This is a genomic window from Bacteroides sp. AM23-12 (assembly GCF_003434395.1).
Taxonomy (GTDB): Bacteria; Bacteroidota; Bacteroidia; order Bacteroidales; family Bacteroidaceae; genus Bacteroides; species Bacteroides thetaiotaomicron.
In genome coordinates this window covers 1-26615 of sequence record NZ_QTLF01000044.1, presented here as the reverse complement: position 1 = coordinate 26615, position 26615 = coordinate 1, and the positions used below count along the sequence as shown (strand labels likewise).

Here is a 26615-nt window from a genome sequence, read left to right as displayed (position 1 = left end):
CCCGTTTTAAGAAATTTTCTTCTTGAAAAGTCTGACATGGTTTTATTTTTAAGAGTTAATAATTGATTTCAGTTTCTTGTTTTATTGAATGTTCGTTATGGTTTTCGGAGTAATCCGTATCCATTTTTCATATTTCTTCTTCTTTCCCATATTTGCTCAAGTGTTTTCAATTCACCGATGGCAGGAAGGTCATGCGTGCGGGCATCGTGCAAAAAGGTCCATGCATATTCCGATGCGATGGCTGAATCACGTATGAGCGGTAGTTTGGGATTTCTGATTCCGGTCTCTATGGAGTCGGCGAATAAGTCGCACAGCACATCGATGTTTTTTCCACCGAACGGCTTCTCTATATGATGGGTCTGTGTCACTCCACGCAGATCGACGACAGCTGTCTTGAAGTCATGTGTCATTCGGGCGATACCTTTGGTACCGATGATATCCACGTATGAGTTATGAGTCTGATCTTTGGATAATTGTCCGTACACAAACCCCTGAGTGATATCAAAAACAACACCGTTCTGGAATGTCCCGTGACACTGTACCCACCAAGGGTCTTTATAACTCCACATATTGACGCCCTGTGCATGCCATGTCTTGTATTCGCATCCGGCATACCAGCGTGCAATGTCTACATAATGCATTCCGCAGTCATGGAAGGCGGGGCCTTCATATTCGTGACCTTCGCCCGGTGCGAGACCCGGAGTCATGTGGCAGATTCGCAGAATGGCAAGTTCGCCGATCTCGCCCTGATTGATAAACTGTTTGATAGCCTGATGATACCAGGCGTTGCGGAGATACAAATTGACGGTTGAAAAACAACTGGCTTTCTCCGTGATGTCCACTACTTTCCATTCTTTGTCTATGGTGTCTGATACCGGTTTCTCGGAGATGATATGTTTCCCGTATTTGATAGCCTTTTCAATCCGGTCAAGCCTTGAGTCTGCCAACGCGAAGAGTCCCACTACCTGCACACTTTCATCATCGAACATTTCCTGTTCGTTTTCGAGTATTTTCGATTCGGGAGATAATTGCTTTGCCAATTCGCGGCAGTCGGGATTAATGTCGCAAATGTATGCGACTTCCCATCTTCCGCTTTTCTGCATTTCTTTCAAATAAAATCGTCCCATTCGACCGAATCCAATAAGACCAACTTTAATTTTCATCGTATATCTTTTTTAGTTTCTTTATCCCATTATATACTTTGCCTTGTGAGGCATCAGCTTATATAGTAGTGCGGTGAATGCCCAGCTGCAAAGGAAAATACAAACTGCCATCAACGGAACCTGCAACGGAATTGGAATTTCCGAAGGACCTATCAGCAGAAAGAACGGACCTACTACAAAGTAGTGTACCATATAAATTCCAAAACCGCATTTGGTCATGTTGGCTAATGCTTTGACGATGACAGGTGTATTGATTACTACTTTCTGCAACATCAGGAACATGGCTAAAGTCATCAGCAACACGTTCGGACTACAGAATGTGAAGTAAAGTTCCATCTCAGTCTCCGTAGCATTCGGGTTGGCGGCAGTTGTGCTGAACCCTGTGTACGTCACATAATATCCAATGGCAAACATCACGGCACAAATGAGGAATGTCTTCCAAACACTCCAATCATTAGTAAGACGATCATCTTTTGGCGAACCACTAAAAGGCCAGAAAATTTTTAGTGCATTTCCGTTGCCGCCTTCTTTCAGATAATGTCCCAACAGCAGGTAGCCGTTGAATCCGGCAAAGTAGTAGAACATACTGAACTCGTTCCACGTGTCAGTGCCGAATACATAGCCGCTCCGGTCGAAAAGCATATTGGCTACATATTCGCGGATATACGGGATAAACAGGGAAACAATCCAGATGAAAAGGAATATTTGTTTGGTTTTATTGCTTGCCCGCTCTACCCATGCAGAGAAGAAAGGCATATAAAGATACAATCCGATGAGCAGATAGATATACCACATATGGTTTTCCTTATGGCTGAAGTTGAACGGTATCATGGCCACATCTTTCAGAGAATCGATGAGGCTTTGCGACTCATGTCCCTGAGTATAGCAGAAGAAGTCGCCGATGATTTCTTTGGGCAGCCCCAGCAGCCCCGTGAACCAGGGGAACATACTATAAAGTACCGACCAGATGAGGAACGGGAAAAGTACGCGGAAGATGCGCTTCTTATAAAAAGTGCCTAAAGGCTGTTGCCTGACCGGTAGCAGCAGTAATCCGGTCATCATTACGAATAAGGGAACCGAAGGGCGGAGAAGCGAACCGTAGATGGCTGCCCAATGTGTGTACTCGGGAATAACGCGCATCGTAGGAGAAATGTAAAAAGGGTCAATGCAATGTACGCCGATTACCATTAGCATGGCGACGCAACGGACAACATCCAGCCAGACCATCCGGTTGTCCGCAATAGAGTTTTGAGTCATGATATTTTGTTTTTAAGTTATGTAGGCAAAGTTAGCGAACTGTGGAAGCAACCATCATTAAAAACTGATCATTTTAGAACAATCTCTGACCATTTCAAGTATAAATGCTTATTTTTGCATGTGGTAATGTCTTTTTATACAGAAAACTTATGCTGAAAATATTAGTAACGTATGCCGTTCAAGGCGAATTTGTAGAGATAAAGTGGCCCGATGTAGAGCCTTATTACATCCGTACGGGGATCGGAAAAGTGAAGTCCGCCTTTCATCTGGCAGAAGCGATCCGCCAGGTGCAGCCCGATCTCGTTTTGAATCTCGGAAGTGCAGGAACAGTCAATCATCAGGTAGGGGATATCTTTGTCTGCCGCAAATTTATAGACCGCGATATGCAGAAACTAGCCGGACTAGGTTTGGAATGCGAAATAGATTCTTCCGCTTTGCTTGAAACAAAAGGCTTCTGCAAGCATTGGACGGAAGAGGGAATCTGTAATACGGGAGATGGTTTCCTGACGGAGCTGACTCACGTAAGCGGAGATGTCGTCGACATGGAGGCGTATGCGCAAGCCTTCGTCTGCCGTTCCAAAGAGATTCCTTTTGTTTCTGTGAAGTACGTGACCGACATTATCGGACAAAACTCCGTGAAACATTGGGAGGACAAACTTGCCGACGCCCGTCAGGGACTTTCGAACTATTTCAATGTCTTGAAAGAAAGAATATGATAGGTGACTCCTGCCGCTATCAGTCCCAGAAGGATTTTCACCCATAGAAGTGGAATCAGGAAGAAGATGCAATAGAGCATCGTTCCCCACATCAGCACAAGGGAGATAATCTTGGCGCGGAGCGGTATTGCCTTGTTTTCCCGGAAATTGCGGATATATGGACCGAAGTGCCGGTGATTCAGCAACCAGTTATATAATCGTGGCGACCCTTTGAAATAAAGCGCGGCGGTCAGTAACAGAAAAGGGGTAGTGGGCAGTAACGGCAGAAAGATGCCGAGAATGCCGAGTCCGAGAGATATGCTTCCTAAAACAATATAAAGAGTTTTCATTCGGCAAAGATAGTGTAAAAACAGGAAAAAATAATCGGGTTTGCTGGATGAAAGCTCTTTTTATATTACCTTTGTCCTTGCATCGAGGTGACATTAGATGCATGTAACTATAATAAATACATACAGCCATGTTTACAGTAATCAAACGCATGGAGATATCAGCTTCTCACAAACTGGTACTCCCGTATCGCAGTAAATGCGCCAGTCTACACGGTCACAACTGGATTATCACTGTCTATTGCCGTTCCTCACGGCTCAACTCCGAAGGAATGGTGGTGGATTTTACCCGAATCAAAGAAGTGGTCACGGAGAAACTGGACCATCAGAATCTGAATGAAGTACTTCCATTTAATCCGACAGCAGAAAACATTGCCCGATGGGTTTGCAAGCAGATTCCGCAATGTTATAAAGTAGAAGTGCAGGAGTCCGAAGGAAACATTGTCATCTACGAGAAAGATGCTGCGGCAAACGAGAAAACTCCGGCAGCAGGAGAGACAGAATAGACAATAGAAATTTAAGAACAACTCAAATGATGAGAAAGATTAATGAAATCTTTTACAGTCTACAGGGTGAAGGCTATCACACAGGTACTCCGGCAGTCTTCATCCGTTTCTCCGGATGCAACCTGAAATGCAGCTTTTGCGACACACAACACGAAGCAGGCACCTTGATGACTGACGACGAAATCATAGCCGAAGTCAGCAAATATCCCGCCGTTACCGTTATCCTCACAGGGGGAGAACCTTCGCTCTGGATAGACGACGCACTGATCGACCGTCTGCACGAAGCGGGTAAATATGTTTGTATCGAAACCAACGGCACACGACCGCTGCCGGAGTCCGTCGACTGGGTGACCTGTTCGCCCAAGCAGGGTGTCAAATTAGGGATTACCCGGATGGATGAAGTGAAAGTTGTCTACGAAGGGCAAGATATAAGTATTTATGAACTGCTTCCCGCTGAACATTTTTTCCTCCAGCCTTGTTCTTGTAATAACACTGCTTTGACAGTGGACTGTGTAATGCGACATCCTAAATGGAGACTAAGCCTGCAAACGCACAAACTAATCGACATCCGGTAAGCAGATAAAACGGATGTAGTAGCAGAGGATGCATCTAAATTTTACGTAATATAATTATGAAAGTAGGTTTATTTATTCCTTGTTATATCAATGCTATTTATCCCAATGTGGGGGTAGCGTCGTATAAACTATTGAAAAGTTTAGGAGTAGATGTCGATTATCCGTTGGATCAGACCTGTTGCGGACAACCGATGGCGAATGCCGGTTTTGAAGATGAATCGATGAAGCTGGCGCTCCGTTTTGACGATCTGTTCCGGGAGTACGATTACATTGTCGGCCCTTCCGCCAGTTGTGTGGCATTTGTGAAAGAGAATCATCCCGGTATCCTTGAAAAAGAAGGGCATGTCTGTCGGAGTGCGGGGAAGATTTATGATATCTGCGAGTTTATCCATGATGTGCTTAAACCGACGAAGATACCCGCACGCTTCCCGCATAAAGTCAGCATCCACAACAGTTGCCACGGTGTGCGTGAACTCTTGATTTCCGCTCCCAGCGAGTTAAATATCCCTTATTACAATAAATTGCGCGATCTGCTCGATATGGTCGAAGGCATCGAAGTTTTCGAGCCCAGCCATATAGACGAATGTTGTGGGTTTGGCGGTATGTTTGCCGTAGAAGAGCAGGCGGTATCCGTTTGCATGGGGCGTGATAAGGTGAAAGACCACATGGCTACCGGAGCCGAATACATTGTCGGAGCGGACAGTTCCTGCCTGATGCACATGCAAGGTGTGATCAAACGGGAGCATCTGCCGATTCAAATTATCCATATTGTAGAAATATTAGCGTCGCAATCATGAGTACCAAACATTCAAAGGCTGCCGAAAAGTTCTTGCAGGACAGCAAGATGGCAGCATGGCATAACGAAACCCTTTGGATGGTCCGAGCCAAAAGGGACAAGATGAGCAAGGAAGTTCCCGAATGGGAAGAGCTTCGCAACAAGGCCTGTGAACTGAAACTGTATTCCAACAGCCACCTCGAAGAGCTCTTGCAAGAGTTTGAAAAGAACGCGACTGCCAACGGAGCGATTGTGCACTGGGCAAAAGATGCGGACGAATATTGTGCCATTGTGTACGAAATACTGAATGAGCATAATGTACATCATTTCATCAAGAGCAAGTCGATGCTTGCCGAAGAGTGCGGGTTGAATCCCTTCTTGATGGAACGCGGAATAGACGTGGTAGAGTCCGACTTGGGTGAACGTATTCTGCAATTGATGCATCTCGAACCTAGCCATATCGTTCTTCCTGCTATCCACATCAAACGGGAACAAGTGGGAGAACTGTTTGAAAAGGAAATGGAGACGGAAAAAGGAAACTTCGACCCGACCTACCTTACTCATGCCGCACGCAAGAACCTGCGTCATCTCTTTCTGAATGCGGAAGCCGCCATGACGGGCGCCAACTTTGCCGTAGCCTCTACCGGAGACATTGTAGTCTGCACCAATGAAGGGAATGCCGATATGGGTACTTCTTATCCCAAACTGAATATAGCCGCTTTCGGCATGGAGAAGATCGTGCCGGATCTGGATGCGCTGGGTGTGTTCACCCGTCTGCTGGCACGTTCGGCAACCGGACAGCCGGTGACTACCTATACCTCTCATTACCGCCGTCCTCGTGAAGGTGGCGAATATCATATTATTATTGTGGATAACGGCCGGAGTACCCTGCTCTCCAAGCCCGACCATATCAAGACATTAAACTGTATCCGTTGTGGTGCCTGCATGAATACCTGTCCGGTCTATCGCCGGAGTGGAGGATACTCCTACACTTACTTTATACCCGGCCCTATCGGTATCAATCTGGGGATGGCTCATGATCCGGAGAAGTATTATGATAATCTTTCCGCCTGCTCTTTGTGTATGTCCTGTTCCGATGTCTGTCCGGTAAAAGTGGATTTGGCAGAACAGATTTACAAGTGGCGTCAGGATTTGGACGGATTGGGAAAGGCGAATACCGGAAAGAAGATAATGTCCGGTGGCATGAAGTTCCTGATGGAACGTCCTGCATTGTTCAATGCGGCTCTGTGGGCGGCTCCGATGGTGAACAGTCTGCCACGCTTTATGAAATACAATGACTTTGACGATTGGGGCAAAGGACGCGAACTGCCGGAATTTGCCAAAGAGTCATTCAACGAAATGTGGAAGAAAAATGAGGTACAGGGAAAGGAGGAATCAAAATGAGCAGCAGAGAAGAAATATTGGCGAGTATCCGCAAGCATACGCAGACACGCTACGAAAAGCCGGATATAGCGGATATGAAACGTTTGACGTATCCGGACAAAATAGAGCAATTTTGCGCTATCAGCCGGGCGGTAGGTGGTACGGCAGTGGTATTGGGCGAAGGCGAAGATGTGAATGCCGTCATTCGCCGGACGTATCCGGATGCGATGCGCATTGCTTCCGTATTGCCGGATATATCTTGCGCAACTTTCAATCCGGATATGGTGGACGACCCGAAAGAACTGGACGGAACCGAGGTAGCCGTTATTCGGGGAGAGATCGGAGTAGCGGAGAACGGCGCTGTCTGGATACCGCAAACCGTGAAGTACAAAGCGATTTATTTTATTTCGGAGAAACTGGTGATTCTGATCGACCGGAATAAAATTGTGGATACCATGTACGACGCTTATCGCAAACTGGACGGACAGGAATATCAGTTCGGGACCTTTATTTCCGGCCCGTCAAAGACGGCGGACATCGAACAGGCATTGGTCATGGGAGCGCATGGAGCACGGGAAGTTTTGGTCATATTGACGTAACTCCGCTTTATTATTCTAAAATAAATTTGGATTTAAAACAATAGAAGCTTAGTTTTGTTAGGACAAAGAAAAATGGAGCTTCTGTATAAGATAAACAAAGGCTCTGTTGATAGGAAACAGAGCCTTTGTTGTTGATATATAGAGCCTCTGTTTTCTGTTTCATCGATGGAAAGAACTATAATCGTCTAAATAATAAAAACAGTATGTATGCAAATAAAGTAAAGAAGATAGCTGCCGTTCATGACCTTTCGGGGATGGGACGTGTTTCTCTGACAGTCGTTATTCCTATCTTATCCTCTATGGGTTTTCAGGTTTGTCCGCTTCCTACGGCGGTATTGTCCAACCATACGCAGTATCCCGGCTTCTCCTTTCTGGACCTGACGGATGAAATGCCGAAGATCATAGCCGAATGGAAGAAGCTGGAAGTTCAGTTTGACGCTATTTATACCGGTTATCTGGGTTCCCCGCGGCAGATTCAGATTGTTTCCAATTTCATCAAGGATTTCCGTCAGCCGGATAGTCTGATAGTAGCCGATCCGGTGCTGGGTGATAACGGCCGGCTTTATACCAACTTTGATATGGAGATGGTGAAAGAAATGCGTCATCTGATAACCAAAGCGGATGTGATCACACCGAATCTGACAGAACTGTTTTATTTGCTGGACGAACCGTATAAAGCGGATAGTACGGATGAGGAACTGAAAGAATATCTCCGTCTCCTGTCCGACAAAGGTCCGCAGGTGGTTATTATCACCAGTGTTCCGGTGCACGATGAGCCTCATAAGACTTCCGTATATGCCTATAATCGTCAGGGAAACCGCTACTGGAAAGTGACTTGCCCTTATCTGCCTGCCCACTATCCGGGCACAGGGGATACATTCACAAGTGTGATCACCGGCTCCTTGATGCAGGGAGACAGTCTTCCGATGGCGTTGGACCGTGCTACCCAGTTTATTCTGCAAGGAATTCGGGCAACTTTCGGCTATGAGTATGACAACCGGGAAGGTATTCTGCTGGAAAAAGTGCTTCATAATCTGGATATGCCGATACAAATGGCAAGCTATGAGTTGATATAATTAATATTTATAAACTTTTGTACTTCAGATATTTCTACTATTTTTACTGCCTAATTAGTAATCATGAATAAACATATCTGATGACTCAAACACTTAAAACGACTGAACGGCTCGGAGTAGTAGATGCTCTGCGCGGATTTGCCCTGCTGGCTATTGTATTGTTGCACAACCTTGAACACTATAATCTGTTTTTACCGCTGGATTATACGTTGCCGGCATGGTTGCAGACCATAGATAAGTATGCGTGGGATACCATGTTCTTCCTGTTTGCAGGGAAGGCATATGCTACGTTCTCTTTGTTGTTCGGATTTAGTTTCTATATCCAGTTTCATAATGCGGAAAAGCGCGGAACAGATTTCCGTGGACGATTTGCGTGGCGGATGTGCCTGCTTTTCCTGTTTGCACAGTTACATGCCTTGTTCTACAACGGGGATATTCTTTTGCTTTATGCAGTAGTCGGCTTTGCCTTGATTCCTGTTTGCAAGCTCAAAGATAAGACGGTCTTTTGGATTGCTGCCATCTTACTTTTGCAACCTTACGAATGGGGGCGTGCCATCTATGCAATGATCAATCCGGAGTATGTACCGTCAACAGGGCATTTTATTCCTTATTATAAACTTGCTCAGGAAGTGACATCCAATGGCAGTTTCTTTGAAGTACTCCGTTCTAATATCACTGACGGGCAGATGTATAGCAATATTTGGCAAGTAGAAAACGGTCGCCTGTTCCAGACGGCAGCTTTATTCATGTTAGGAATGCTTTTAGGACGCCGGAAGTATTTTATGAAAAGCGAAGAGTCCCTGCGTTTTTGGAAGAAGATGCTGACAGGTGCCATCCTTGCATTTATCCCTCTCTATTGCTTGAAAACCTTTGTACCTCAGTTGATTACAAACCTATCTATAATGGTCCCGTATAAGATTGCTGTTCCGTCTTATGCCAACTTTGCTTTTATGGTCATTCTTGTTTCTGTCTTTACCTTGCTTTGGTTTAAGAAGGACACAGGATATAACTGGCAAAGTCTGCTGATTCCTTACGGCCGCATGAGTCTGACAAACTATATTTCTCAGTCAATCATGGGAGTAACTATCTATTACGGATTCGGACTGTCAATGTACAAGTATGCAGGAGCAACGGGAAGCCTGCTGATTGCATTGCTTATCTTCACTATTCAGTTGATATTCAGCCGCTGGTGGCTTGCCCGTCATAAGCAAGGACCGTTGGAATTCCTGTGGCGTAAAGGAACTTGGATTTAGACTCTTATAACGACTGACAGGCGCTTATTATTCTCAAACCATTCTCATCGCAATGAGAAAAAATTCTCACCACAGTGAGAAAAAATACTCATTGCAATGAGAAAATATTCTCAAGCCTATGAGAATTAATTCTCACTGTGGTGAGAACTTTTTCTTATTAAAGTGAGTATAATTCTTGTTGTATTCATCATTTATAAGAAAGCTAATTCATAAAAAGTCAGCTCTTATAAGAACTCTGCCGGCCACATTACTTGTGGAATTTCACTGTGATTTCTGCCGATTGGTTTCCGTAAGTCCAGTCCGGACCTTCTTGAATTAGGCGTATGGCCTCCTTATCCAGAGACTTGCAAAGACTTTCCTTGACTTTAATGTCGAAGGGACGCCCTTCTTTGTTAACAAAGAAAGTCAAGGTAACCTTGCCTTTGACTTCTGCGCAAGCGTCGTCCGCAGGGTATGCCAGATTCTTTTTCAGATACTTTTTATATTGCTTCATTCCTGTTACGGGTTCCGGAACGACAGGACCCTGTAAACTATCGGCCTTTTGGGAGATAACAGCGTCTTTTAATGTATCTGATTTCTGTAATGCACCCGAAGCTTTTTTCAAATCTTTGATGGATACGGCAGAAATGGCTCCTGTCACAGCTACCTTTTTCTGTGCGCCATATCCTGTTACTACGACTTCATCCAGTGTTGTTTTATTTTCACTCATGGCTATCAGCATAGTCTTACTGGTGTCTGCCGGTATACTAACCGGATTATAGCCAATATAATGTGCAGTTAATATTTCATTACCTTCCTTTTTGGGCAAGGAGAATTCTCCGTTGATATCCGTTATCGCTCCATAAGTTGCTCCTTTATAAGTGACGTTAGCTCCGATGAGTGGTTCTCCTTTGTCGTCCGTCACTTTCCCTTTGATCATGTTGTTCATTTGGGTGGTCAATTGAGCTGCTTTCATCTTTTTCCTGTTGGCATCCAGGAAAGAAGTATCTGTAACCGTTGTGATAGCCGCTTCTTCCAGCTCTTCTGCCGGAGCAACCATTTCTTCCATTATCGGAGTTCCGGCAGGCGTTGCTTGGGGAGTCGCTGCTTTAGAAGCCACTGCTTTAGGAACCGTTGCGGAAGGAGCCCCCGAAGGTGTACTTTGGGATGGAGAATCCTGCCTTGTCTTGGCGATTATATCTTTTCCGACCGTTTCCTTTGTGGCAGAAGGGCGACCGGAATCCGGTTCCATCTTTGGAGCGGATAGGGAAGTATCTTCTTTGTGAGCAGGAACAGTTGCCGTGGCAGAGGGCTGCTCTTTAGCTATAAACACATCCTCTCCAACGTTCTGTTTCAGAAACAGGAAGTAACTGCTGATTCCGATTCCTATAATCAGACAGGCGGCAATGCTCCAGGTGACGGCATACGTATTTCTTTTCTTTGCCGAATGGGCGTTTACCTTCATCCGCAATTTATTAATCTGTTCTTCGTGGTCCCCTTCTACTTGGTGGTACCCATCCATTGCGTCAGCCAGAAAAGGGTCTTTCATCGACTCTTTTTCCAGTCGATGCGCCTCTTTTCCTTTGCGGAGTCCTCGTATGTAGTCCAATAGTTTCATAGGGCTTGTTTCTTAATACAAATTTTCAAGTTTCGCTTTCCGTTCTGGATATAGCTTTTCACGTTATTCAAGGTAAATCCGGTTTGTTCGACAATATCCGCATACGACATTTCTTCCAGGAAGAAACGTGTAATGCTGGTCCTTTGTTCTTCGGGCAGCTTTTCCAGACAGTGGTGCAATGCTTTCAGCTGCTCTTCCGAACTTTCCTCTTCACTTAATAGATGCAGAAATTCGTCGGATTCCATAATATTAATGGTATAATCCAGTGGAATTTCTTTGTTTTCCTTTCGTAACAGTTGCAGGCAATGGTTCTTCGCCACCCGATAGAGCCACGGCTTGAATGCTTTTATCTCATAATTGATGATTTTAGGTAACAGGTCTTCAAACATCTGCATCACCGCTTCCTGCGCTTGGTCTTCATCTTGCAGATATTTCAGGCAAAGTCCGTACGTCAGCGGGATATAACGGTTGTATAGTTCACCGAAATATTCCGTATCCCCGGACTTTATATAATGGGTCAGTAGTTCCTCGTCCGATAGCTTCGATATGTTTCTTTTAAAGAACACAGCTTTTTTTTGCAGTCAAAGATAGGCATAGGAATTAAAAATAGCAACGTGTGGAAGAAAAATAAAAAAAACTTCAGTTGGTTTATGGAATCCGTGTGGAATCTGCATCTCTATAGTAAAAGCGGATTAATTGTAACATTTTAAAAAGATAAAGTTATGAAGACAAATCAACTCAGAGCAATGATGCTCACGGTGATGTTAGTGATTACTACATTGGGTGGTACGGTATGGGCGCAGCCTTTGATCGTAAAGGGAACGGTGAAGGACGGATCAGACGGTTCGCCGTTGGTAGGATGTGCGGTGACGGTGAAGGGAACATCCCGTGGAACTGTTACGAACCTACAAGGGCAGTACAGGATTGAAGCAAACAAGGGGGAAACTCTTATCTTCAGCTATATTGGTTTTGAGAAAGTGGAAAAAATCATATTCTCTGCAAAGATGGACGTAAGCCTTATGGCTAGTTCTGATGTTTTGGAAGAATGTGTTGTCGTCGGATACGGCAGCCAGCGAAAGGTAGCTGTTACCGGCGCCATATCAACCGTCAATCTGGCAAGTCTCAGACACCCGTCCGTACGTATGGATGCAGTAAATACGGAAGAATATAAATCGATCAGTGAAAATGGTTTTAAGCAGGTAGGAGAATCTCCGCTTTCTACTTTCTCTATTGATGTGGATGCCGCTTCTTACAGTAATATGCGTCGTATGATCAACAGCGGTACCTTGCCGGTGCCTGATGCTATCCGTACAGAAGAGTTAGTGAATTATTTCTCCTACGATTATGCGAAGCCGACCGGAAGCGATCCGGTGAAGATTACAATGGAGGCTGGTGTTTGCCCCTGGAATGCTGATCATCGTTTGGTACGTATCGGACTGAAAGCAAGGGAGATTCCGACTGACAAACTTCCGGAATCTAATCTGGTATTCTTGATTGATGTATCCGGTTCTATGTGGGGACCTACCCGTCTGGATTTGGTGAAGTCATCTCTGAAGCTATTAGTTAATAATCTGCGTGATAAAGATAAGGTAGCCATCGTTGTATATGCGGGCAACGCCAGCGTAAAACTGGAATCTACTCTGGGCAGTGACAAACAGAAAATACGTGATGCGATAGACGAACTGACATCCGGTGGCTCTACGGCCGGTGGCGCAGGTATCCAACTGGCTTATAAAGTGGCTAAACAGAACTTCCTTCCTAAAGGAAACAATCGGATCATTCTTTGTTCCGATGGAGATTTCAATGTAGGTGTTTCTTCTGTGGAAGGTTTGGAACAGCTGATAGAAAATGAACGTAAGAGCGGAGTATTCCTGAGTGTGCTAGGTTATGGAATGGGTAACTATAAAGACAATAAAGGTCAGGCTTTAGCAGAAAAAGGGAATGGAAATCATGCTTATATCGATAATTTGCAGGAAGCCAATCGTGTCCTGGTGGGTGAGTTTGGCGCTACGCTTCATACGGTAGCAAAGGACGTGAAGCTGCAAGTGGAATTTAATCCGGCTCAGGTGCAGGCATATCGTCTGGTTGGTTATGAGAGCCGTTTGCTGAAAGACGAAGACTTTAATAATGACGCCAAAGATGCCGGAGAATTGGGAGCCGGACATACGGTGACAGCTTTCTATGAAGTGATTCCCGTAGGCGTGAAGAATGACTACGTAGGAAAGGTAGATGATCTGAAATATCAGAAGAAACAAAAAGAGACAGTGCAGCCGACCGGCTCTAATGAATTGCTGACTGTGAAACTGCGCTATAAAGCTCCGGACAAGGACGTCAGCAAAAAGATGGAAGTTCCCTTTGTGGATAATAAAGGAAATAATGTTTCTTCCGATTTCCGTTTCGCTTCTGCCGTGGCTATGTTCGGTCAGCTGCTTCGGGACTCTGACTTTAAAGGAGCGGCAAGCTATGATAAAGTGATCGGCCTTGCCAAACAGGGACTGAATAATGATGAAAAAGGATACAGAAGAGAATTTATCCGTCTGGTAGAAACTGCCCAAGGGATGAAACGGGAGATAGCGGAAAAGAAGTAATAGTATAGGTTAATTAAAAGGATGATTAGCATAGATCAATGTATGGTTTCGCATTGATTAGTTCGTTCCATATACGTTTCCCTTTCGTTCGACCTAGGTGGGACTAAACGATCACCTGGGTCGAACTAAAAGATAACCTAGGTGGAACGAATTAGGATTTGCATAAATTTTAAATAGAATCTGCAATGCAATTACTAAGCTATGGACTATAAAAGAGAAACCGCAGATAATCGACGATTACCTGCGGTTTACTTCTGCACGGGAGGAGAGGCTCGAACTCCCGACACCCGGTTTTGGAGACCGGTGCTCTACCAACTGAGCTACTCCCGTGTTTGCGGCTGCAAAGGTAGTATAAACTTCCGAACCAGCAAATATTAGGGTAAATAAATTTCCAATTATTTTAATTTTTCCCATTCATCGGGCTTAAAACCTACCAGAACGAAGCTGTCTGTCACTACTAACGGGCGTTTCACCAGCTTACCGTTCGTTGCCAGCAATGCGATTTGTTCTTCCTCAGTCATGGAAGGCAGCTTCTCGCTCAGTTTCAGCTCTTTATATATCAAACCACTTGTGTTGAAGAATTTCTTTATTGGCAATCCGCTTCGTGGAATCCACGCTTTCAACTCTTCCACTGTAGGGTTATCTTCCACAATGAGCCGGTTAGTATACTCAATGTTATTTTCGATTAGCCATTTCTTAGCTTTCTGGCATGTACTGCACGCCGGATATTGCAAAAATAAAGGTGTCATACTATATACTATTTATCGATTAATACCTAATACTTATTACTTAATACCTATTACCTAAATAACCATCTGCAAATCCTGATACATAATCCGATAGGCGGCGGCTTTTTTATCTAATGCAAGCGGGTACGCCCGTGAGGAAGAAGGCATCCGGTAGAGTCTCATCGCCCGTCCTTCAAACACAAATTCGGCATAGTCTCCTACTTTCGGTTCTTCCACTTCCAGTTGTGCACGGAGCGTATCCGTTGCCTTCTGTCCGGTGGTGACGATTGCTCTGCATTCGGGAAGTTGGCGGAGTAATGCGGCAATGTCCGTCGGCTGCACCACTTCCAGAAATTTGTCCGAAGCGTTATCCTGCAGACGCCGGATAGATGAGGCTGTATCGAACAGGGCGATTCCTTTTTCATTCAGGAAGTCAATAATCTGTTCCCGGCAGAATGCTTTCCGCGTATCGTTCAGAAAGTGATCTTTATCTCCGAAAAACAAGAGTCCGACAATGCGCCACATATCATTGTTCAGGTTCGGATAATAAAAATCCATCGACCACCGTTTTCTTTGTGGCGGAAAACTTCCCAGCATCAGCAGCTTTGCTTTTGGCGGGAGAAAGGGTTCTAAAGGATGTTTTTCGATTTCAATCTCCATATTGATGTAATTTCCTACAAAAATAACGAATCTATTCTTTTCCCTCAAAATAGTTACGGAAAAAAACAAATTTAAAAATATTTGGCTATTTTTGCACGGAGATGGTGAAAAACAACTTATTGAAATGCTGTTGAAAACAAGAATAATTATAAGTTGCTGTTTTATAAGCTTGTTAGCTTTCTTTGAAGAAGATTGTTATGCTTCACGGCCGGGGTCGAAAGAATGTGTGAAAGTTTCCTCTGCCAGTTTTACGGTAAGGGGGCGGGTCATCGATACCTATGGTGAACCACTTATCGGAGCGACAATCAGAGAGAAAGGCGGAGCGAATGGAACAGTGACAGATGTGGAGGGGAATTTCTTTTTATCCGTTCCGGATAGTGCTGTTCTGCAAATTTCTTTCGTAGGTTACGAGTCTCAGGAAGTCAGTGTAAAGGGTAGGTCAATGCTTGAAATATGTCTGAAAGAAAATATTCTGCTGCTTGACCACGTGATTGTAACTGCTTTGGGGCTTGAAAAGAAAGAATCCTCTTTGGCCTATGCCGTGCAAAAGGTGAGGGGAGAAGAACTGAATCGTGTGAAAGAAGTGAATATGATCACGGCTTTGGCAGGAAAGGCAGCCGGTGTGCAGGTCAGCAAGAACTCTTCCGGCATGGGCGGATCGGCGAAAGTCAGTATCCGTGGGGTACGATCGGTGGCCGGTGATAATCAGCCTCTGTACGTGATAGATGGTGTTCCCATGTTAAATTCTACTTCGGAACAGGCTTATTCGGCTATCGGCGGTACGGCAAATGCCGGTAACAGGGACGGAGGCGACGGTATCTCAAATCTGAATCCGGAGGATGTGGAAAGTATCAGCATCCTGAAAGGAGCTCCTGCCGCAGCCTTGTATGGTAGCCAGGCGGCCAACGGAGTCATTCTTATTACTACAAAGAAAGGAAATACCGTAGGACGGAGGGATATTCATTTCTCTACCGGACTGACTTTTGAAAAGGCTTTCTCTCTGCCCGAAATGCAGAACAGCTACGGAGTAAATGATGTAACAGACAGTTGGGGAGAAAAAGAAAATCTGACGGTTTACGATAATTTGGGTGACTTTTTCCGTACCGGACTGACGTCGATCACTTCTGTATCCGTCAACTCCGGAAATGACAAGCTGCAAACATATTTCTCCTATGCCAACACCACCGGTCGCGGCATTCTGAATGAAAATAAACTCTCCAAACACAATATCAATCTGAGAGAGACCGCCGTCCTCTTCAACAGCAGGCTGAAACTGGACGGTAACGTGAATGTCATGAAGCAGACGGTGAAGAATAAACCCGTATCGGGAGGCTTTTATATGAATCCGCTGGTAGGTCTATACCGCTTTCCTCGTGGCGAGGACTTGGCTTATTATAAAGATAACTATGAGCGTTATGACGAGGACAGAAAGCTGAATACACAAAACTGGCATACTTTTACCGAAGACTTTGAACAGAATCCGTATTGGATACAAAACCGCATACAGAGTAAGGATGCACGTATCCGCCTGCTCCTTTCCCTTTCTGCCAATTTGAAAGTCACTGATTGGCTGACACTTCAGGCTCGTGGCAATCTGGATTACTCAGCCGATAAACTGCGTCAGAAATTTTATGCCTCCACCGCTACGGCACTCTGTGGGATGAACGGGCGCTATATTGAAATGGATTATCAGGAAACGCAGATGTACGGAGATGTGATGGCGATGGTCAAGAAGCAACTGAATGACTTCACATTGGATGTAGCCATTGGTGGCAGTATCAATGACAGAATCACTAACTCTACTCGCATTGATTCGAAGAATGCTTCGTTGAAATATGCCAATGTGTTTAATCTTGCCAATATCGTGATGAGCAGTTCTGCCAGTATCGATCAGAAAATAGATGCCCATTACCAACTGCAATCGGTCTTTGCGACGGCACAGATTGGCTATAAAGAAGGAGTCTTCCTTGACCTGACCGCACGTAACGACTGGTCGTCTACGCTGGCTTACACGAAGTACGAGAAGAAAGGATTCTTTTATCCTTCCGTCGGTGTCTCTTTCCTTCCGGATAAGTGGGTAAAGATGCCCGAATGGGTTTCGTTCTCGAAGTTGCGCGGTGCTTATAGTATCGTTGGCAATGGGGTGCCTCCCTTTATCACCTATCCTGTTTCGTATGTGACTGCCGGTGGAGAGATACTGGCAAGCGATGCGGCCCCTTTCGCCGAGATGAAACCGGAAATGACGCATTCTGTCGAATTGGGTATGGAATGGAAGTTCTTGCAGCACCGCCTCGGATTAAATCTGACCTATTACCGTACCGACACGTATGAGCAGTTTTTCAAACTGCCTGCGCTTGCGGGCGATAAGTATGCCTATCGATACGTCAACGCTGGAGATATCCGGAATCAGGGATGGGAGATAACGCTGGATGCCACTCCGGTACTGACCCCCGACTTCACGTGGAAGACCTCTCTCAACTTCTCTGCCAATAAGAACAAGATTGTAGAACTCCATGAAGAACTGAAAGAATTTGTTTACGGACCTACCAGCTTCTCGTCCAGTTATGCGATGAAACTGGTGAAAGGCGGCTCTATCGGCGATATTTACGGTAAAGCCTTTATACGTGATGAAGAAGGGCACATCGTTTATGGAACGGACGGAGACTATAAAGGACTTCCGTTGGTAGAAGGCGATGGAAATACCGTAAAGGTGGGCAATGCCAATCCGGTCTTTATGTTGGGGTGGAATCATTCCTTCTCCTACAAAGGTTTCAGCCTTTACTTCCTGCTTGACTGGCGCTATGGAGGTGAAGTCCTTTCGCAGACCCAGGCGGAGATGGACCTCTATGGAGTATCGAAAGCGACGGCACAAGCCCGTGATAAAGGATATGTTTCGCTGGAAGGCCGGCAAATGAGTGATGTCAAAGGATTCTATAAAAATGTAGTGGGCGGACGCGCCGGCGTGACGGAATACTATATGTATGACGCTACCAACCTCCGTCTGCGGGAAGTATCGCTGAGTTATAGCTTCCCCCGAAAATGGGTACAGAAAACGAATTGTCTGAAAGACCTGCAACTTTCTTTTGTAGCCCGCAACCTTTGTTTTCTGTACAAGAAAGCGCCTTTCGATCCCGATCTGGTACTTTCTACAGGCAATGACAATCAGGGAATTGAAGTGTTCGGTATGCCTACCACCCGCAGTCTGGGTTTTACTTTGACATGTGAATTTTAAGAGCAGGAGGGAAGATGATGAAGAAAAAACATATTTATATATACTTGCTGGGGATGCTGCTGCTTTCTATTGGTTGTACAGGAAAATTCCGTGAATTTAATACCGACCAGTCGGGAATTACGGACGATGATTTGCTGATTGACGACAATGGCTTCGGTATTCGTCTGGGGATTATCCAGCAAGGCATTTACTTTAACTATGATTTCGGTAAAGGCAAGAACTGGCCTTTCCAGTTGATACAGAATCTGAACGCGGATATGTTCTCCGGTTATATGCACGACGGCAAACCTTTGAACGGAGGTACGCATAACTCGGATTATAATATGCAGGATGGCTGGAACAGCGCCATGTGGACACATATGTATTCGTATATCTTTCCACAAATCTACCAGTCGGAGAATGCCACCCGTGATACGGAACCTGCCTTGTTCGGCATTACCAAAGTGCTGAAAGTGGAAGTCATGCACCGTGTGACAGATTATTACGGCCCTGTTATTTATAAGAATTTCGCGAATGCCCAGAATCAATATCGCCCTGATACGCAGAAAGAAGTCTACTATGAGTTCTTTAATGAACTCGATTCGGCTGTTGTCTCTCTTACCGATTATATAGACAAGAAGCCCGACTCCAATGGATTCACCCGCTTTGATATCTTGCTGGATGGTCAATATTCCTCCTGGATCAAGTTTGCCAATTCGTTGCGTATGCGTCTGGCAATGCGTATTTCTGCGGTTGATCCGGATAAGGCACGCGCCGAGTTCCGGAAGGGACTGGAAAATGAATTTGGTGTCTTTGAAGCGGAAGCTGAACGGGTAGCAGTCTCTACGAAATCCGGATTCACGAACCCGTTGGGAGAGCTCAACCGGGTATGGAATGAAACTTATATGAGCGCTGCAATGGAATCTATTCTGACAGGCTACGATGATCCCCGACTGAAAGTTTACTTTGAAACCTGTACCGACAAAGCGTATGCAGGAGAGTATCGCGGCATCCGTCAGGGAACCTGCTTTGCGCACAATCATTATGCAGGCTTATCCAAATTGTCCGTCGATCAGAGTACGGATGCCCCTTTGATGAGCTCCGCCGAAGTCTGGTTTCTCCGTGCCGAAGCTGCTTTGCGCGGATGGATTCCGGAAGATGAAGAAGAATGTTATCTGAACGGAATAAAGGCGTCTCTTCATCAACACGGCATTTATCAGATGGACGATTATCTGAACAGTGAGCGGACGGCTGCCGATTTCATCGACACACAAGACTCCGAAAATAACATTCCTGCCCGTTGCCGGGTTTCTCCTAAATGGAATCCCGCAGACGACAAGGAAATAAAGCTGGAAAAGATCATTACGCAGAAATGGATTGCCTTATTCCCGGAAGGTTGCGAGGCATGGGCGGAACAGCGCCGCACGGGATATCCCCGCCTGTTTCCGGTACGCTTCAACCATAGCAAGAACGGATGTATTGACACAGAGACAATGGTACGTCGTCTCAACTTTCCCGGTACGCTGCAAACCGAAGACAGAGAGCAATACCTGGCTCTTGTGGAGGCTCTGGGCGGGCCCGATCATGGAGGTACCCGATTGTGGTGGGATACAGGAAATAATAGTCTGGATTAAAATTTTAGTGTCGGAATGTGAATATATGTATAGGTTTAACTATTTTTGCACCTTCATTTAAACACATTTGTCATGAAAAAGATCATTTCTGCTCTTTTCCTATGTATGCTGCTTTCTGCCGTACCGGAATTGCAGGCACAAAACATTCAGTTACATTATGATTTCGGACGTTCCCTGTATGATAAAGACTTGAAAGGACGCCCGCTGTTGACCTCCACTGTCGAGAAGTTCCATCCCGACAACTGGGGAAGTACCTACTTCTTTATCGATATGGACTATACGTCCGAAGGAGTCGCTTCCGCTTATTGGGAGATAGCCCGTGAACTGAAATTTTGGAAAGGTCCTTTCTCCGCCCATCTCGAATACAATGGTGGATTGGCAAAAGGATTCTCCTACAACAACGCTTACTTGGCGGGAGCCACCTATACCTATAATAACGCTTCTTTTTCCAGAGGCTTCACATTGACTGCTATGTATAAGTATATACAAAAGCACCCATCCCCGAATAACTTCCAGTTGACAGGAACATGGTACATGAACTTTTGCAAGGATTTGCTCACCTTCTCCGGTTTTGCCGACTGGTGGCGTGAAGAAACCAAGTATGGAAAAACCATCTTCCTCTCCGAACCGCAATTCTGGGTAAACCTGAACCGCATCAAGGGAGTGAATAAAAACTTTAACCTGAGTGTCGGTTCTGAAGTGGAACTGAGCAATAACTTCGGTGGTCGTGACGGCTTCTATGTAATTCCGACACTGGCTTTGAAGTGGACGCTGAATTAAACTTCGAAGTACAAAATTCCCCAGTGGATATACATCAATTATTGAATAAAAATATCGAATGAAAACAGATTTGATCTATGGCGTAGAAGACCGTCCCCCATTTAAAGATGCCCTGTTTGCTGCCTTGCAACATCTGTTGGCTATCTTTGTAGCCATCATTACACCTCCTCTTATCATTGCGAGCGCACTGAAGCTGGATGTTGAAAAAACAAGCTTTCTGGTATCTATGTCCCTTTTTGCTTCGGGGGTATCTACGTTTATACAATGCCGTCGTATCGGCCCGATAGGAGCGAAGCTGCTCTGTATCCAAGGTACCAGTTTCTCCTTTATCGGTCCTATCATAGCGACCGGATTAGTAGGCGGACTTCCGTTGATATTCGGCTCCTGTATAGCTGCCGCACCTATTGAAATGGTCGTCAGCCGTACCTTCAAGTATCTTCGCAATATCATCACCCCGCTAGTGTCCGGCATTGTCGTACTACTGATCGGATTGAGTCTGATCAAAGTCGGTATCGTTTCCTGTGGCGGCGGATATGGCGCGATGGACGACGGCTCCTTCGGTTCGTGGGAAAATCTGTCCATTGCTGCACTCGTATTGTTGAGCGTCTTGTTTTTCAATCGCTGCAAAAACAAATACCTGCGCATGAGTTCCATCGTGTTCGGCCTTTGTCTGGGTTATGGACTGGCTTTCGCCCTGGGAAAAGTAAATATGAGCGCACTAAATGTCGAGATGCTGATGAGTTTCAACATCCCGCAACCTTTTAAATACGGTATTGATTTTAATATCTCTTCATTTATCGCCATTGGCCTGGTCTATCTGATCACTGCCATTGAAGCCACAGGTGATGTGACAGCCAACTCCATGATTTCCGGACTTCCGATTGAAGGTGATTCTTATCTGAAACGTGTTTCCGGCGGTGTGATGGCAGATGGCTTCAACTCTCTTTTAGCAGGTATATTCAACTCCTTCCCGAACTCCATCTTCGCACAGAATAACGGTATCATCCAATTAACAGGAGTTGCCAGCCGCTATGTAGGCTATTATATTGCCGCTATGCTCGTTCTGCTGGGATTATTCCCCATTGTAGGAGCTATATTCTCTCTGATGCCCGATCCGGTACTGGGAGGCGCCACCTTATTAATGTTCGGTACAGTAGCGGCAGCAGGTATCCGCATCGTTTCCTCACAGGAAATAGGCCGCAAAGAAACCCTAGTCTTAGCAGTCAGCCTATCTTTAGGTTTGGGTGTGGAACTAATGCCGGACGTATTAAAACAAGCTCCAGAGGCGATTCGAAGTATTTTCTCTTCAGGAATCACCACCGGAGGTTTAACTGCAATTGTTGCTAATATGGTAATTAGAGTGAAGTAATAAGTAATAGGTAATAAGTAATAGGTATTAAGCCATGCGGATAAACTAACCAGTAGCTACGGTTATTACCTATTACCTAATACCTATTACTTATTTCTAAATTACTCATTTTATCTGTAATCCGAAAGGGGAAATCTGGATACTCGTAGAGGCTGAAACGAGGTTCGGTTTCCCCTTTTGTATAGCTCCAGATAGAAGCGTAGTCTTCCGGGTCTTCCCCCATCTTGCTGAGTTGGCGTAGATAAGCTGCCAGTGATTTATTCTCTACGATATAGATTTGTCCCATCTGATCGATAATAGGGCTATGGTGACGGGTACCGTCATGTTCGAAGCGAAGAATTCGTTTGCCTTCCTCAGTCAATCCTACCAATTGGAAAGTCATACTCTTGCCGATAGCAGGCAGATTCAGTACACTGCGGTCGGTAGCAAGGAAAGGCAGATGATGCTTTCTCATGAACCGTCTTATTTGTTTGGCGGTGTCAGCATCTTCTTTCGGTTTTTCTTCATTTATACCTGCACTGACTTTGGTTTCCAGTATTTTATACAGTTCTTCCGCCTGTTCCGGAGTCATCTGTCCGTAAATCTTTTCTTCCTGCTGTTCCTGCATTGAGCGACTGTTGGGTGCAAATACCGCATAATTCTCATTAAATCCCTTCACCGAGAACGTATAATAACATACCACTCCCAGTGAATTGAGTACCTGGCGAAGCCGCGTAGTATGTCCTCTGCGTGAGGCAGCCACCGTATATACCAACTGGTTCGTAATAATCCATCCGGCAGAAAGAATTTTCCGAATCGCCTCTTTTGCTTCGGGCGTCACCTCCAGCGGTGTCTGAAAATGGGTCTGAATGATAAACTGCTTGACGCCAACAGCTGAAGCCTTTTCCTTAAACTCCCGCAATATGTCAACCAACTCGTCATTAATACGCATCGGCAAATAAGCCAATAAACGAGAACCCAGTCTCACCCGTTGCAATTCCGCATATTTCTCACCTTCCGGACGTTCAAGATTCGCTCTTTGCTTGCGTACCGCCATACGATACACTGCTTCTAATATATTTCTCAACGTCTTATTCTGACTCATCAGCGCATCGCCTCCCGTAATCAGAATATCGCGTAACTGTGTATCCTGTTCAAAATAGGTCATCAACCGTCGCAACTTACTGTCCCACGACTCCTTCGGTCGTAACGTCTCAAATTCAAAATTCAGCCGTTCACTCTGAAAGTCATACATACGCTGGCAAGATGCACAAAGCCCTCCACAAGCCCGTCCCATCGTATCAGGAATAAGGATAGCCACCTCCGGATACCGTCGGTGAATATTATGTCCGTCCGGCAAGAGCCATCCGGCAGCATTCGGCTTTCCTGCCTCCACAATATCTTCCTTCTCCCATGCACGAATATTGCCATACGTCTCCACTAATCGTGGCGAATAAAGTATATAACTCCGAATCGCTTCATCATTATACCCATACCCCGTCACATTCAGCAACGACAAATAATAAGGCGTAGCAAAGAACGGCATTCCCTTTTTACGTGCCCGATTCAGCAAATACATCGTCTCCGACGAAAGTGAATTTCCTAAAAAGCGATTCAACTCAGCCGGACTTTTCACAGCCATCGACAAATGAAAGCGGAAATCTCCCCACCATTTGCTTACCAACTGATACTTCTCCTCATAACTCATCCCTTCCTCAAAATGAAACCGCACCGAAGGCTTCGACTTCCGGTTCTCAATCTTCTGAATCAGCAGATGCAGCATCCGTTCCTTATTCTCATCACGCATCTCCCGCACTTCCTCATCCAATCCGGTATCCCACCGGTCATTCCGGCTCTTGATGCGCTGCGGAGACGGCAAAGGAACACTTTCCCCTTGCAAACGTTTGAACAACTGGAACAATTCTAGAAACAAATCCGTCGGCATCTCTATATTCTCCAACTTCTCTGTCAGAAACTGATAAAGCAACCGTATCGTCTGTACCGAAATATCCTGTCCCGTAGACAGTTCATGAACATCCTGTCCATCATACTGGAGTAAGAGTCGAATTTGCTCCCTTGCCTCTTCCGCAACCTCATTAACCATCCCGCAACTATCCAGATGTTTTAGCAGACCAGCCTTAAAGTCCTTCACTGTCGGACTCACCGCCGCCATCTCCACCAACTCCGGCATCTCCTGCGTGTAGATTTGTTTCAACTGCGAAAAAGTAAGTACAAGCATTTTCTTTTGTTTCATAAGCATCCTCTATATTATTATATTATTTATTGATTAGTAACGACCTATCCCTCCGCAAGGTTCCCCCGGCCTCGACTGCCCGGCGTCAAGCGCAGGTCTTATTTACGGCGTTAAAAAGGGCAGACTGTTTGAGCGAAGCGAGTTTCTGCCCTTTAGCCGGAAATAAGACCGGAGTAGCCGGGCAGGCGCAGCCTTGATTTTTTCTTTTTGGTACTTTTTCTTTTGCATCAAGGCAAAAGAAAAAGTACATAAAGATAATAAAAAAAGCGGAAGTATGCCACTCCCGCTTTTCCTGCTATGCTATTCTTTACGATTTTCTAACATTTACGCGACCTTATTTTTTCGTTTCCGTGTCGTCGTTCTTTCTTTTCGGTTCCTTTTTGGCAAGGAGCACTATATTATATACATAGTCCGTCATCCACTGTTCCGAATAGCCCAGACGTTCCTTGTACTGGCGGACAGTCGCCGCAGTCTTGTGCACATCATCAGCCTTCCACACCGTCTTCGTACAAACATCGTGTACCGTCTTCTGCGTCATCCCGTAAAGCGCCTTCTTGAATATAGACGGCATACGGAACTTCCATTGCATCAGATTTCCCATCAGCATCATCAAATCGTTGGAAAACCCTTGATACATAAACAGATACGACTGAATATCATTCTGCGTACGGCAATTACGCTTCACGGAGCTGTCGATCTCCTTAAAGAAACTTTCATTCAGTCCGTAGTCCTGCATCAGCATTTTGCGTGAAGCCGACTTTTCTGCCAGTCCCAGCTTACCTCCCTGCGTAGGAATCTTGAACAAACGTTTGAAGTTAGCCACATCCGGTAAAAAGCGGATGTTGGTAATACCTAAGTTAGTAGCGATGACTGACTGGAAATAAACCCGGGTCAGTGATATGAAATCTTCTACATTGCCGACTTTTGTTTCATCGGATTTCTTTTTGAATAAACCAAATAAGCCCATCGTTATATTTACTATTTTATAATTTACAATTTACAAATCGTGTGTGGAGATTTTAATGAGCCGCAAAGGTACGAAAAAGTGTTGGTTTTCACCAACATTCCAAGTCCTTTTCGATGTCCGGCATGGTCTCTTTCCTGAAAACAGGACTTTGGATGCCCGCTTTCTTCTGGGCACGATAGTCCGAGAGCAGGCGGATGGCATACTTTCCGAGAAAGATAATGGCGATCAGGTTGCAGACAGCCATCAGAGCCATCGTGATGTCCGCCAGACTCCATACCAAATCGAGTGTGGCGACAGACCCGAAAAGTACCATGCCGCTGACCAATATCCGGTAGGTGTGGAGCACCCATTTCTTTGCGGTGATGAAACGGATATTCGCTTCGCCGTAATAATAATTTCCCAAGATACTGCTGAATGCGAAGAAGAACAGCGCTACGGCAACAAAGATGCTTCCGGAAGCACCGATCTCATTCGTGAGCGCCTGTTGGGTCAGTTGCACCCCATTGGAGGAACCGTCCAAAGGAGCACCGCTGAAAAGAATGATAAATGCCGTACAGGTGCAAATTAATAAAGTATCAGTAAATACTGCCAGCGTCTGTATCAACCCCTGTTTGACAGGATGAGTGACGTTGGCCGTCGCTGCTGCATTCGGAGCCGAACCCATACCGGCCTCATTGCTGAATAATCCGCGCTTGATACCCTGCATCAGCGCCATGCCGACACCTCCGCCCAATGCCTGTTCCCAGCCGAAGGCATGGCTGATGATGAGAGATATCACTTCCGGCAGATGCGTGATATTAAGTAATACGATGACCAGTGCCAGTCCTACATATCCTAATGCCATAATCGGGACGATAATGCCGCTTACACGCGCTATCCGGCGGATACCACCGAAGATGATGACAAGAGTCAGAGCGGTAAGCACTCCTCCCAACACCATATGATTGAATCCGAACGCATGTTCGGCAGCAGCACAAATCGTATTGCTCTGTACCGAATTGAAAGCAAAACCGAAAGTAATGCTGATGAGCACAGCGAAAAGCATCCCCATCCACGGCTGTTTCAATCCCTTCTTCATATAATAAGCCGGGCCTCCGACAAAAGAGTCCTTCCCGCGTATCTTATATAACTGTGCCAGGGTAGATTCGATAAAAGCGCTCGAAGCTCCCAGCAGGGCGATCGCCCACATCCAGAAAACAGCTCCCGGTCCGCCGATGGC

The 26615-nt window shown here is 45.5% G+C and carries 23 protein-coding genes and 1 tRNA gene; 13 read left to right on the top strand and 11 right to left on the bottom strand.

Annotated features, from left to right (window positions below):
• Positions 1–95 precede the first annotated feature (95 nt).
• Entirely contained in the window at positions 96–1163 is a 1068-nt protein-coding gene (locus DW640_RS21345; RefSeq protein ID WP_048695545.1) for a Gfo/Idh/MocA family protein, read from the bottom strand.
• Between the two features lie 21 nt (positions 1164–1184).
• Entirely contained in the window at positions 1185–2420 is a 1236-nt protein-coding gene (locus DW640_RS21340; RefSeq protein ID WP_016268290.1) for an acyltransferase, read from the bottom strand.
• A 149-nt stretch (positions 2421–2569) separates the two neighbouring features.
• On the opposite strand from DW640_RS21340, the gene DW640_RS21335 reads away from it, so the two are divergent.
• A complete protein-coding gene (locus DW640_RS21335) occupies positions 2570–3136 on the top strand; it encodes an MTA/SAH nucleosidase (RefSeq protein WP_008760109.1) in 567 nt (188 codons plus the stop codon).
• Here DW640_RS21335 and DW640_RS21330 read toward each other — a convergent pair.
• Entirely contained in the window at positions 3106–3465 is a 360-nt protein-coding gene (locus DW640_RS21330; protein ID WP_008760110.1) for a YbaN family protein, read from the bottom strand. The two genes, DW640_RS21335 and DW640_RS21330, sit on opposite strands and share 31 nt — an antisense overlap.
• 128 nt (positions 3466–3593) lie before the next feature.
• Between DW640_RS21330 and DW640_RS21325 the strand changes: the two genes are divergently transcribed.
• From DW640_RS21325 to DW640_RS21295, 7 genes are all read left to right on the top strand, one after another.
• Positions 3594–3968: a 6-carboxytetrahydropterin synthase gene (locus tag DW640_RS21325; RefSeq protein ID WP_008760111.1), complete on the top strand. Its 375-nt coding sequence runs from the start codon at positions 3594–3596 to the stop codon at positions 3966–3968.
• 29 nt (positions 3969–3997) lie between these two features.
• Positions 3998–4543, top strand: a complete 546-nt coding sequence (locus DW640_RS21320) for a radical SAM protein (protein WP_032813894.1) — start codon at positions 3998–4000, stop codon at positions 4541–4543.
• 56 nt (positions 4544–4599) lie between these two features.
• On the top strand, positions 4600–5340 hold the full coding sequence (locus tag DW640_RS21315; RefSeq protein WP_016268288.1) for a (Fe-S)-binding protein: 741 nt from the start codon (positions 4600–4602) through the stop codon (positions 5338–5340).
• On the top strand, positions 5337–6722 hold the full coding sequence (locus DW640_RS21310; protein WP_117578928.1) for a lactate utilization protein B: 1386 nt from the start codon (positions 5337–5339) through the stop codon (positions 6720–6722). The genes DW640_RS21315 and DW640_RS21310 overlap by 4 nt, the downstream gene beginning before the upstream one ends.
• Complete coding sequence (locus tag DW640_RS21305; protein ID WP_022469949.1) at positions 6719–7300, top strand: LUD domain-containing protein; 582 nt, start codon at positions 6719–6721, stop codon at positions 7298–7300. Before DW640_RS21310 ends, DW640_RS21305 begins: the two co-directional genes overlap by 4 nt.
• Positions 7301–7503: 203 nt before the next feature.
• Positions 7504–8376 carry a pyridoxamine kinase gene (locus tag DW640_RS21300; protein WP_117578927.1) on the top strand — a complete coding sequence of 291 codons (873 nt, stop codon included), beginning with the start codon at positions 7504–7506 and terminating at the stop codon, positions 8374–8376.
• Positions 8377–8456: 80 nt separating this feature from the next.
• Positions 8457–9629 carry a DUF418 domain-containing protein gene (locus tag DW640_RS21295; RefSeq protein WP_090611586.1) on the top strand — a complete coding sequence of 391 codons (1173 nt, stop codon included), beginning with the start codon at positions 8457–8459 and terminating at the stop codon, positions 9627–9629.
• Positions 9630–9876: 247 nt separating this feature from the next.
• On the opposite strand, the gene DW640_RS21290 is transcribed toward DW640_RS21295, so the two are convergent.
• Positions 9877–11226 carry an energy transducer TonB gene (locus DW640_RS21290; protein WP_090611588.1) on the bottom strand — a complete coding sequence of 450 codons (1350 nt, stop codon included), beginning with the start codon at positions 11224–11226 and terminating at the stop codon, positions 9877–9879.
• Positions 11223–11792, bottom strand: coding sequence for an RNA polymerase sigma factor (locus DW640_RS21285; RefSeq protein WP_090611591.1), 570 nt, complete (start codon positions 11790–11792; stop codon positions 11223–11225). Before DW640_RS21285 ends, DW640_RS21290 begins: the two co-directional genes overlap by 4 nt.
• 156 nt (positions 11793–11948) lie before the next feature.
• Between DW640_RS21285 and DW640_RS21280 the strand changes: the two genes are divergently transcribed.
• The gene (locus tag DW640_RS21280; protein ID WP_117578926.1) at positions 11949–13814 is read left to right on the top strand and encodes a VWA domain-containing protein; all 1866 of its coding nucleotides are present in this window, start codon (positions 11949–11951) and stop codon (positions 13812–13814) included.
• A gap of 257 nt (positions 13815–14071) precedes the next feature.
• Here DW640_RS21280 and DW640_RS21275 read toward each other — a convergent pair.
• The 3 genes from DW640_RS21275 to DW640_RS21265 form a co-directional block, all read right to left on the bottom strand.
• A tRNA-Trp gene (locus DW640_RS21275) sits at positions 14072–14144 on the bottom strand.
• 65 nt (positions 14145–14209) lie between these two features.
• Entirely contained in the window at positions 14210–14563 is a 354-nt protein-coding gene (locus DW640_RS21270; RefSeq protein WP_048695119.1) for an arsenate reductase family protein, read from the bottom strand.
• Positions 14564–14617: 54 nt separating this feature from the next.
• Entirely contained in the window at positions 14618–15202 is a 585-nt protein-coding gene (locus DW640_RS21265) for a uracil-DNA glycosylase family protein (protein ID WP_008760125.1), read from the bottom strand.
• A 124-nt stretch (positions 15203–15326) separates the two neighbouring features.
• Here DW640_RS21265 and DW640_RS21260 point away from each other — a divergent pair, with 124 nt between their 5' ends.
• The 4 genes from DW640_RS21260 (at position 15327) to DW640_RS21245 (ending at position 22196) form a co-directional block, all read left to right on the top strand.
• The gene (locus DW640_RS21260; RefSeq protein WP_117578930.1) at positions 15327–18434 is read left to right on the top strand and encodes a TonB-dependent receptor; all 3108 of its coding nucleotides are present in this window, start codon (positions 15327–15329) and stop codon (positions 18432–18434) included.
• Between the two features lie 17 nt (positions 18435–18451).
• Positions 18452–20047 carry a SusD/RagB family nutrient-binding outer membrane lipoprotein gene (locus tag DW640_RS21255; protein WP_117578929.1) on the top strand — a complete coding sequence of 532 codons (1596 nt, stop codon included), beginning with the start codon at positions 18452–18454 and terminating at the stop codon, positions 20045–20047.
• A 72-nt stretch (positions 20048–20119) separates the two neighbouring features.
• Positions 20120–20827 carry a DUF5020 family protein gene (locus DW640_RS21250; RefSeq protein ID WP_011109270.1) on the top strand — a complete coding sequence of 236 codons (708 nt, stop codon included), beginning with the start codon at positions 20120–20122 and terminating at the stop codon, positions 20825–20827.
• A 58-nt stretch (positions 20828–20885) separates the two neighbouring features.
• Positions 20886–22196, top strand: a complete 1311-nt coding sequence (locus DW640_RS21245; RefSeq protein ID WP_048699258.1) for a nucleobase:cation symporter-2 family protein — start codon at positions 20886–20888, stop codon at positions 22194–22196.
• 76 nt (positions 22197–22272) lie between these two features.
• On the opposite strand, the gene DW640_RS21240 is transcribed toward DW640_RS21245, so the two are convergent.
• The 3 genes from DW640_RS21240 to DW640_RS21225 form a co-directional block, all read right to left on the bottom strand.
• The gene (locus tag DW640_RS21240; RefSeq protein WP_173664603.1) at positions 22273–24429 is read right to left on the bottom strand and encodes a KamA family radical SAM protein; all 2157 of its coding nucleotides are present in this window, start codon (positions 24427–24429) and stop codon (positions 22273–22275) included.
• 334 nt (positions 24430–24763) lie between these two features.
• Positions 24764–25396 carry a hypothetical protein gene (locus DW640_RS21230; protein WP_008760131.1) on the bottom strand — a complete coding sequence of 211 codons (633 nt, stop codon included), beginning with the start codon at positions 25394–25396 and terminating at the stop codon, positions 24764–24766.
• An 88-nt stretch (positions 25397–25484) separates the two neighbouring features.
• A partial coding sequence (locus DW640_RS21225) for an alanine/glycine:cation symporter family protein (RefSeq protein WP_147326397.1) occupies positions 25485–26615 on the bottom strand: 1131 nt, incomplete at its 5' end.

Coding starts and splice junctions, on each gene's coding strand:
- DW640_RS21345 (WP_048695545.1), bottom strand. CDS start 1,163: ATGAAAATTAAAGTTGGTCTTATTGGATTCGGTCGAATGGGACGATTT.
- DW640_RS21340 (WP_016268290.1), bottom strand. CDS start 2,420: ATGACTCAAAACTCTATTGCGGACAACCGGATGGTCTGGCTGGATGTT.
- DW640_RS21335 (WP_008760109.1), top strand. CDS start 2,570: ATGCTGAAAATATTAGTAACGTATGCCGTTCAAGGCGAATTTGTAGAG.
- DW640_RS21330 (WP_008760110.1), bottom strand. CDS start 3,465: ATGAAAACTCTTTATATTGTTTTAGGAAGCATATCTCTCGGACTCGGC.
- DW640_RS21325 (WP_008760111.1), top strand. CDS start 3,594: ATGTTTACAGTAATCAAACGCATGGAGATATCAGCTTCTCACAAACTG.
- DW640_RS21320 (WP_032813894.1), top strand. CDS start 3,998: ATGAGAAAGATTAATGAAATCTTTTACAGTCTACAGGGTGAAGGCTAT.
- DW640_RS21315 (WP_016268288.1), top strand. CDS start 4,600: ATGAAAGTAGGTTTATTTATTCCTTGTTATATCAATGCTATTTATCCC.
- DW640_RS21310 (WP_117578928.1), top strand. CDS start 5,337: ATGAGTACCAAACATTCAAAGGCTGCCGAAAAGTTCTTGCAGGACAGC.
- DW640_RS21305 (WP_022469949.1), top strand. CDS start 6,719: ATGAGCAGCAGAGAAGAAATATTGGCGAGTATCCGCAAGCATACGCAG.
- DW640_RS21300 (WP_117578927.1), top strand. CDS start 7,504: ATGTATGCAAATAAAGTAAAGAAGATAGCTGCCGTTCATGACCTTTCG.
- DW640_RS21295 (WP_090611586.1), top strand. CDS start 8,457: ATGACTCAAACACTTAAAACGACTGAACGGCTCGGAGTAGTAGATGCT.
- DW640_RS21290 (WP_090611588.1), bottom strand. CDS start 11,226: ATGAAACTATTGGACTACATACGAGGACTCCGCAAAGGAAAAGAGGCG.
- DW640_RS21280 (WP_117578926.1), top strand. CDS start 11,949: ATGAAGACAAATCAACTCAGAGCAATGATGCTCACGGTGATGTTAGTG.
- DW640_RS21270 (WP_048695119.1), bottom strand. CDS start 14,563: ATGACACCTTTATTTTTGCAATATCCGGCGTGCAGTACATGCCAGAAA.
- DW640_RS21265 (WP_008760125.1), bottom strand. CDS start 15,202: ATGGAGATTGAAATCGAAAAACATCCTTTAGAACCCTTTCTCCCGCCA.
- DW640_RS21260 (WP_117578930.1), top strand. CDS start 15,327: ATGCTGTTGAAAACAAGAATAATTATAAGTTGCTGTTTTATAAGCTTG.
- DW640_RS21255 (WP_117578929.1), top strand. CDS start 18,452: ATGAAGAAAAAACATATTTATATATACTTGCTGGGGATGCTGCTGCTT.
- DW640_RS21250 (WP_011109270.1), top strand. CDS start 20,120: ATGAAAAAGATCATTTCTGCTCTTTTCCTATGTATGCTGCTTTCTGCC.
- DW640_RS21245 (WP_048699258.1), top strand. CDS start 20,886: ATGAAAACAGATTTGATCTATGGCGTAGAAGACCGTCCCCCATTTAAA.
- DW640_RS21240 (WP_173664603.1), bottom strand. CDS start 24,429: ATGAAACAAAAGAAAATGCTTGTACTTACTTTTTCGCAGTTGAAACAA.
- DW640_RS21230 (WP_008760131.1), bottom strand. CDS start 25,396: ATGGGCTTATTTGGTTTATTCAAAAAGAAATCCGATGAAACAAAAGTC.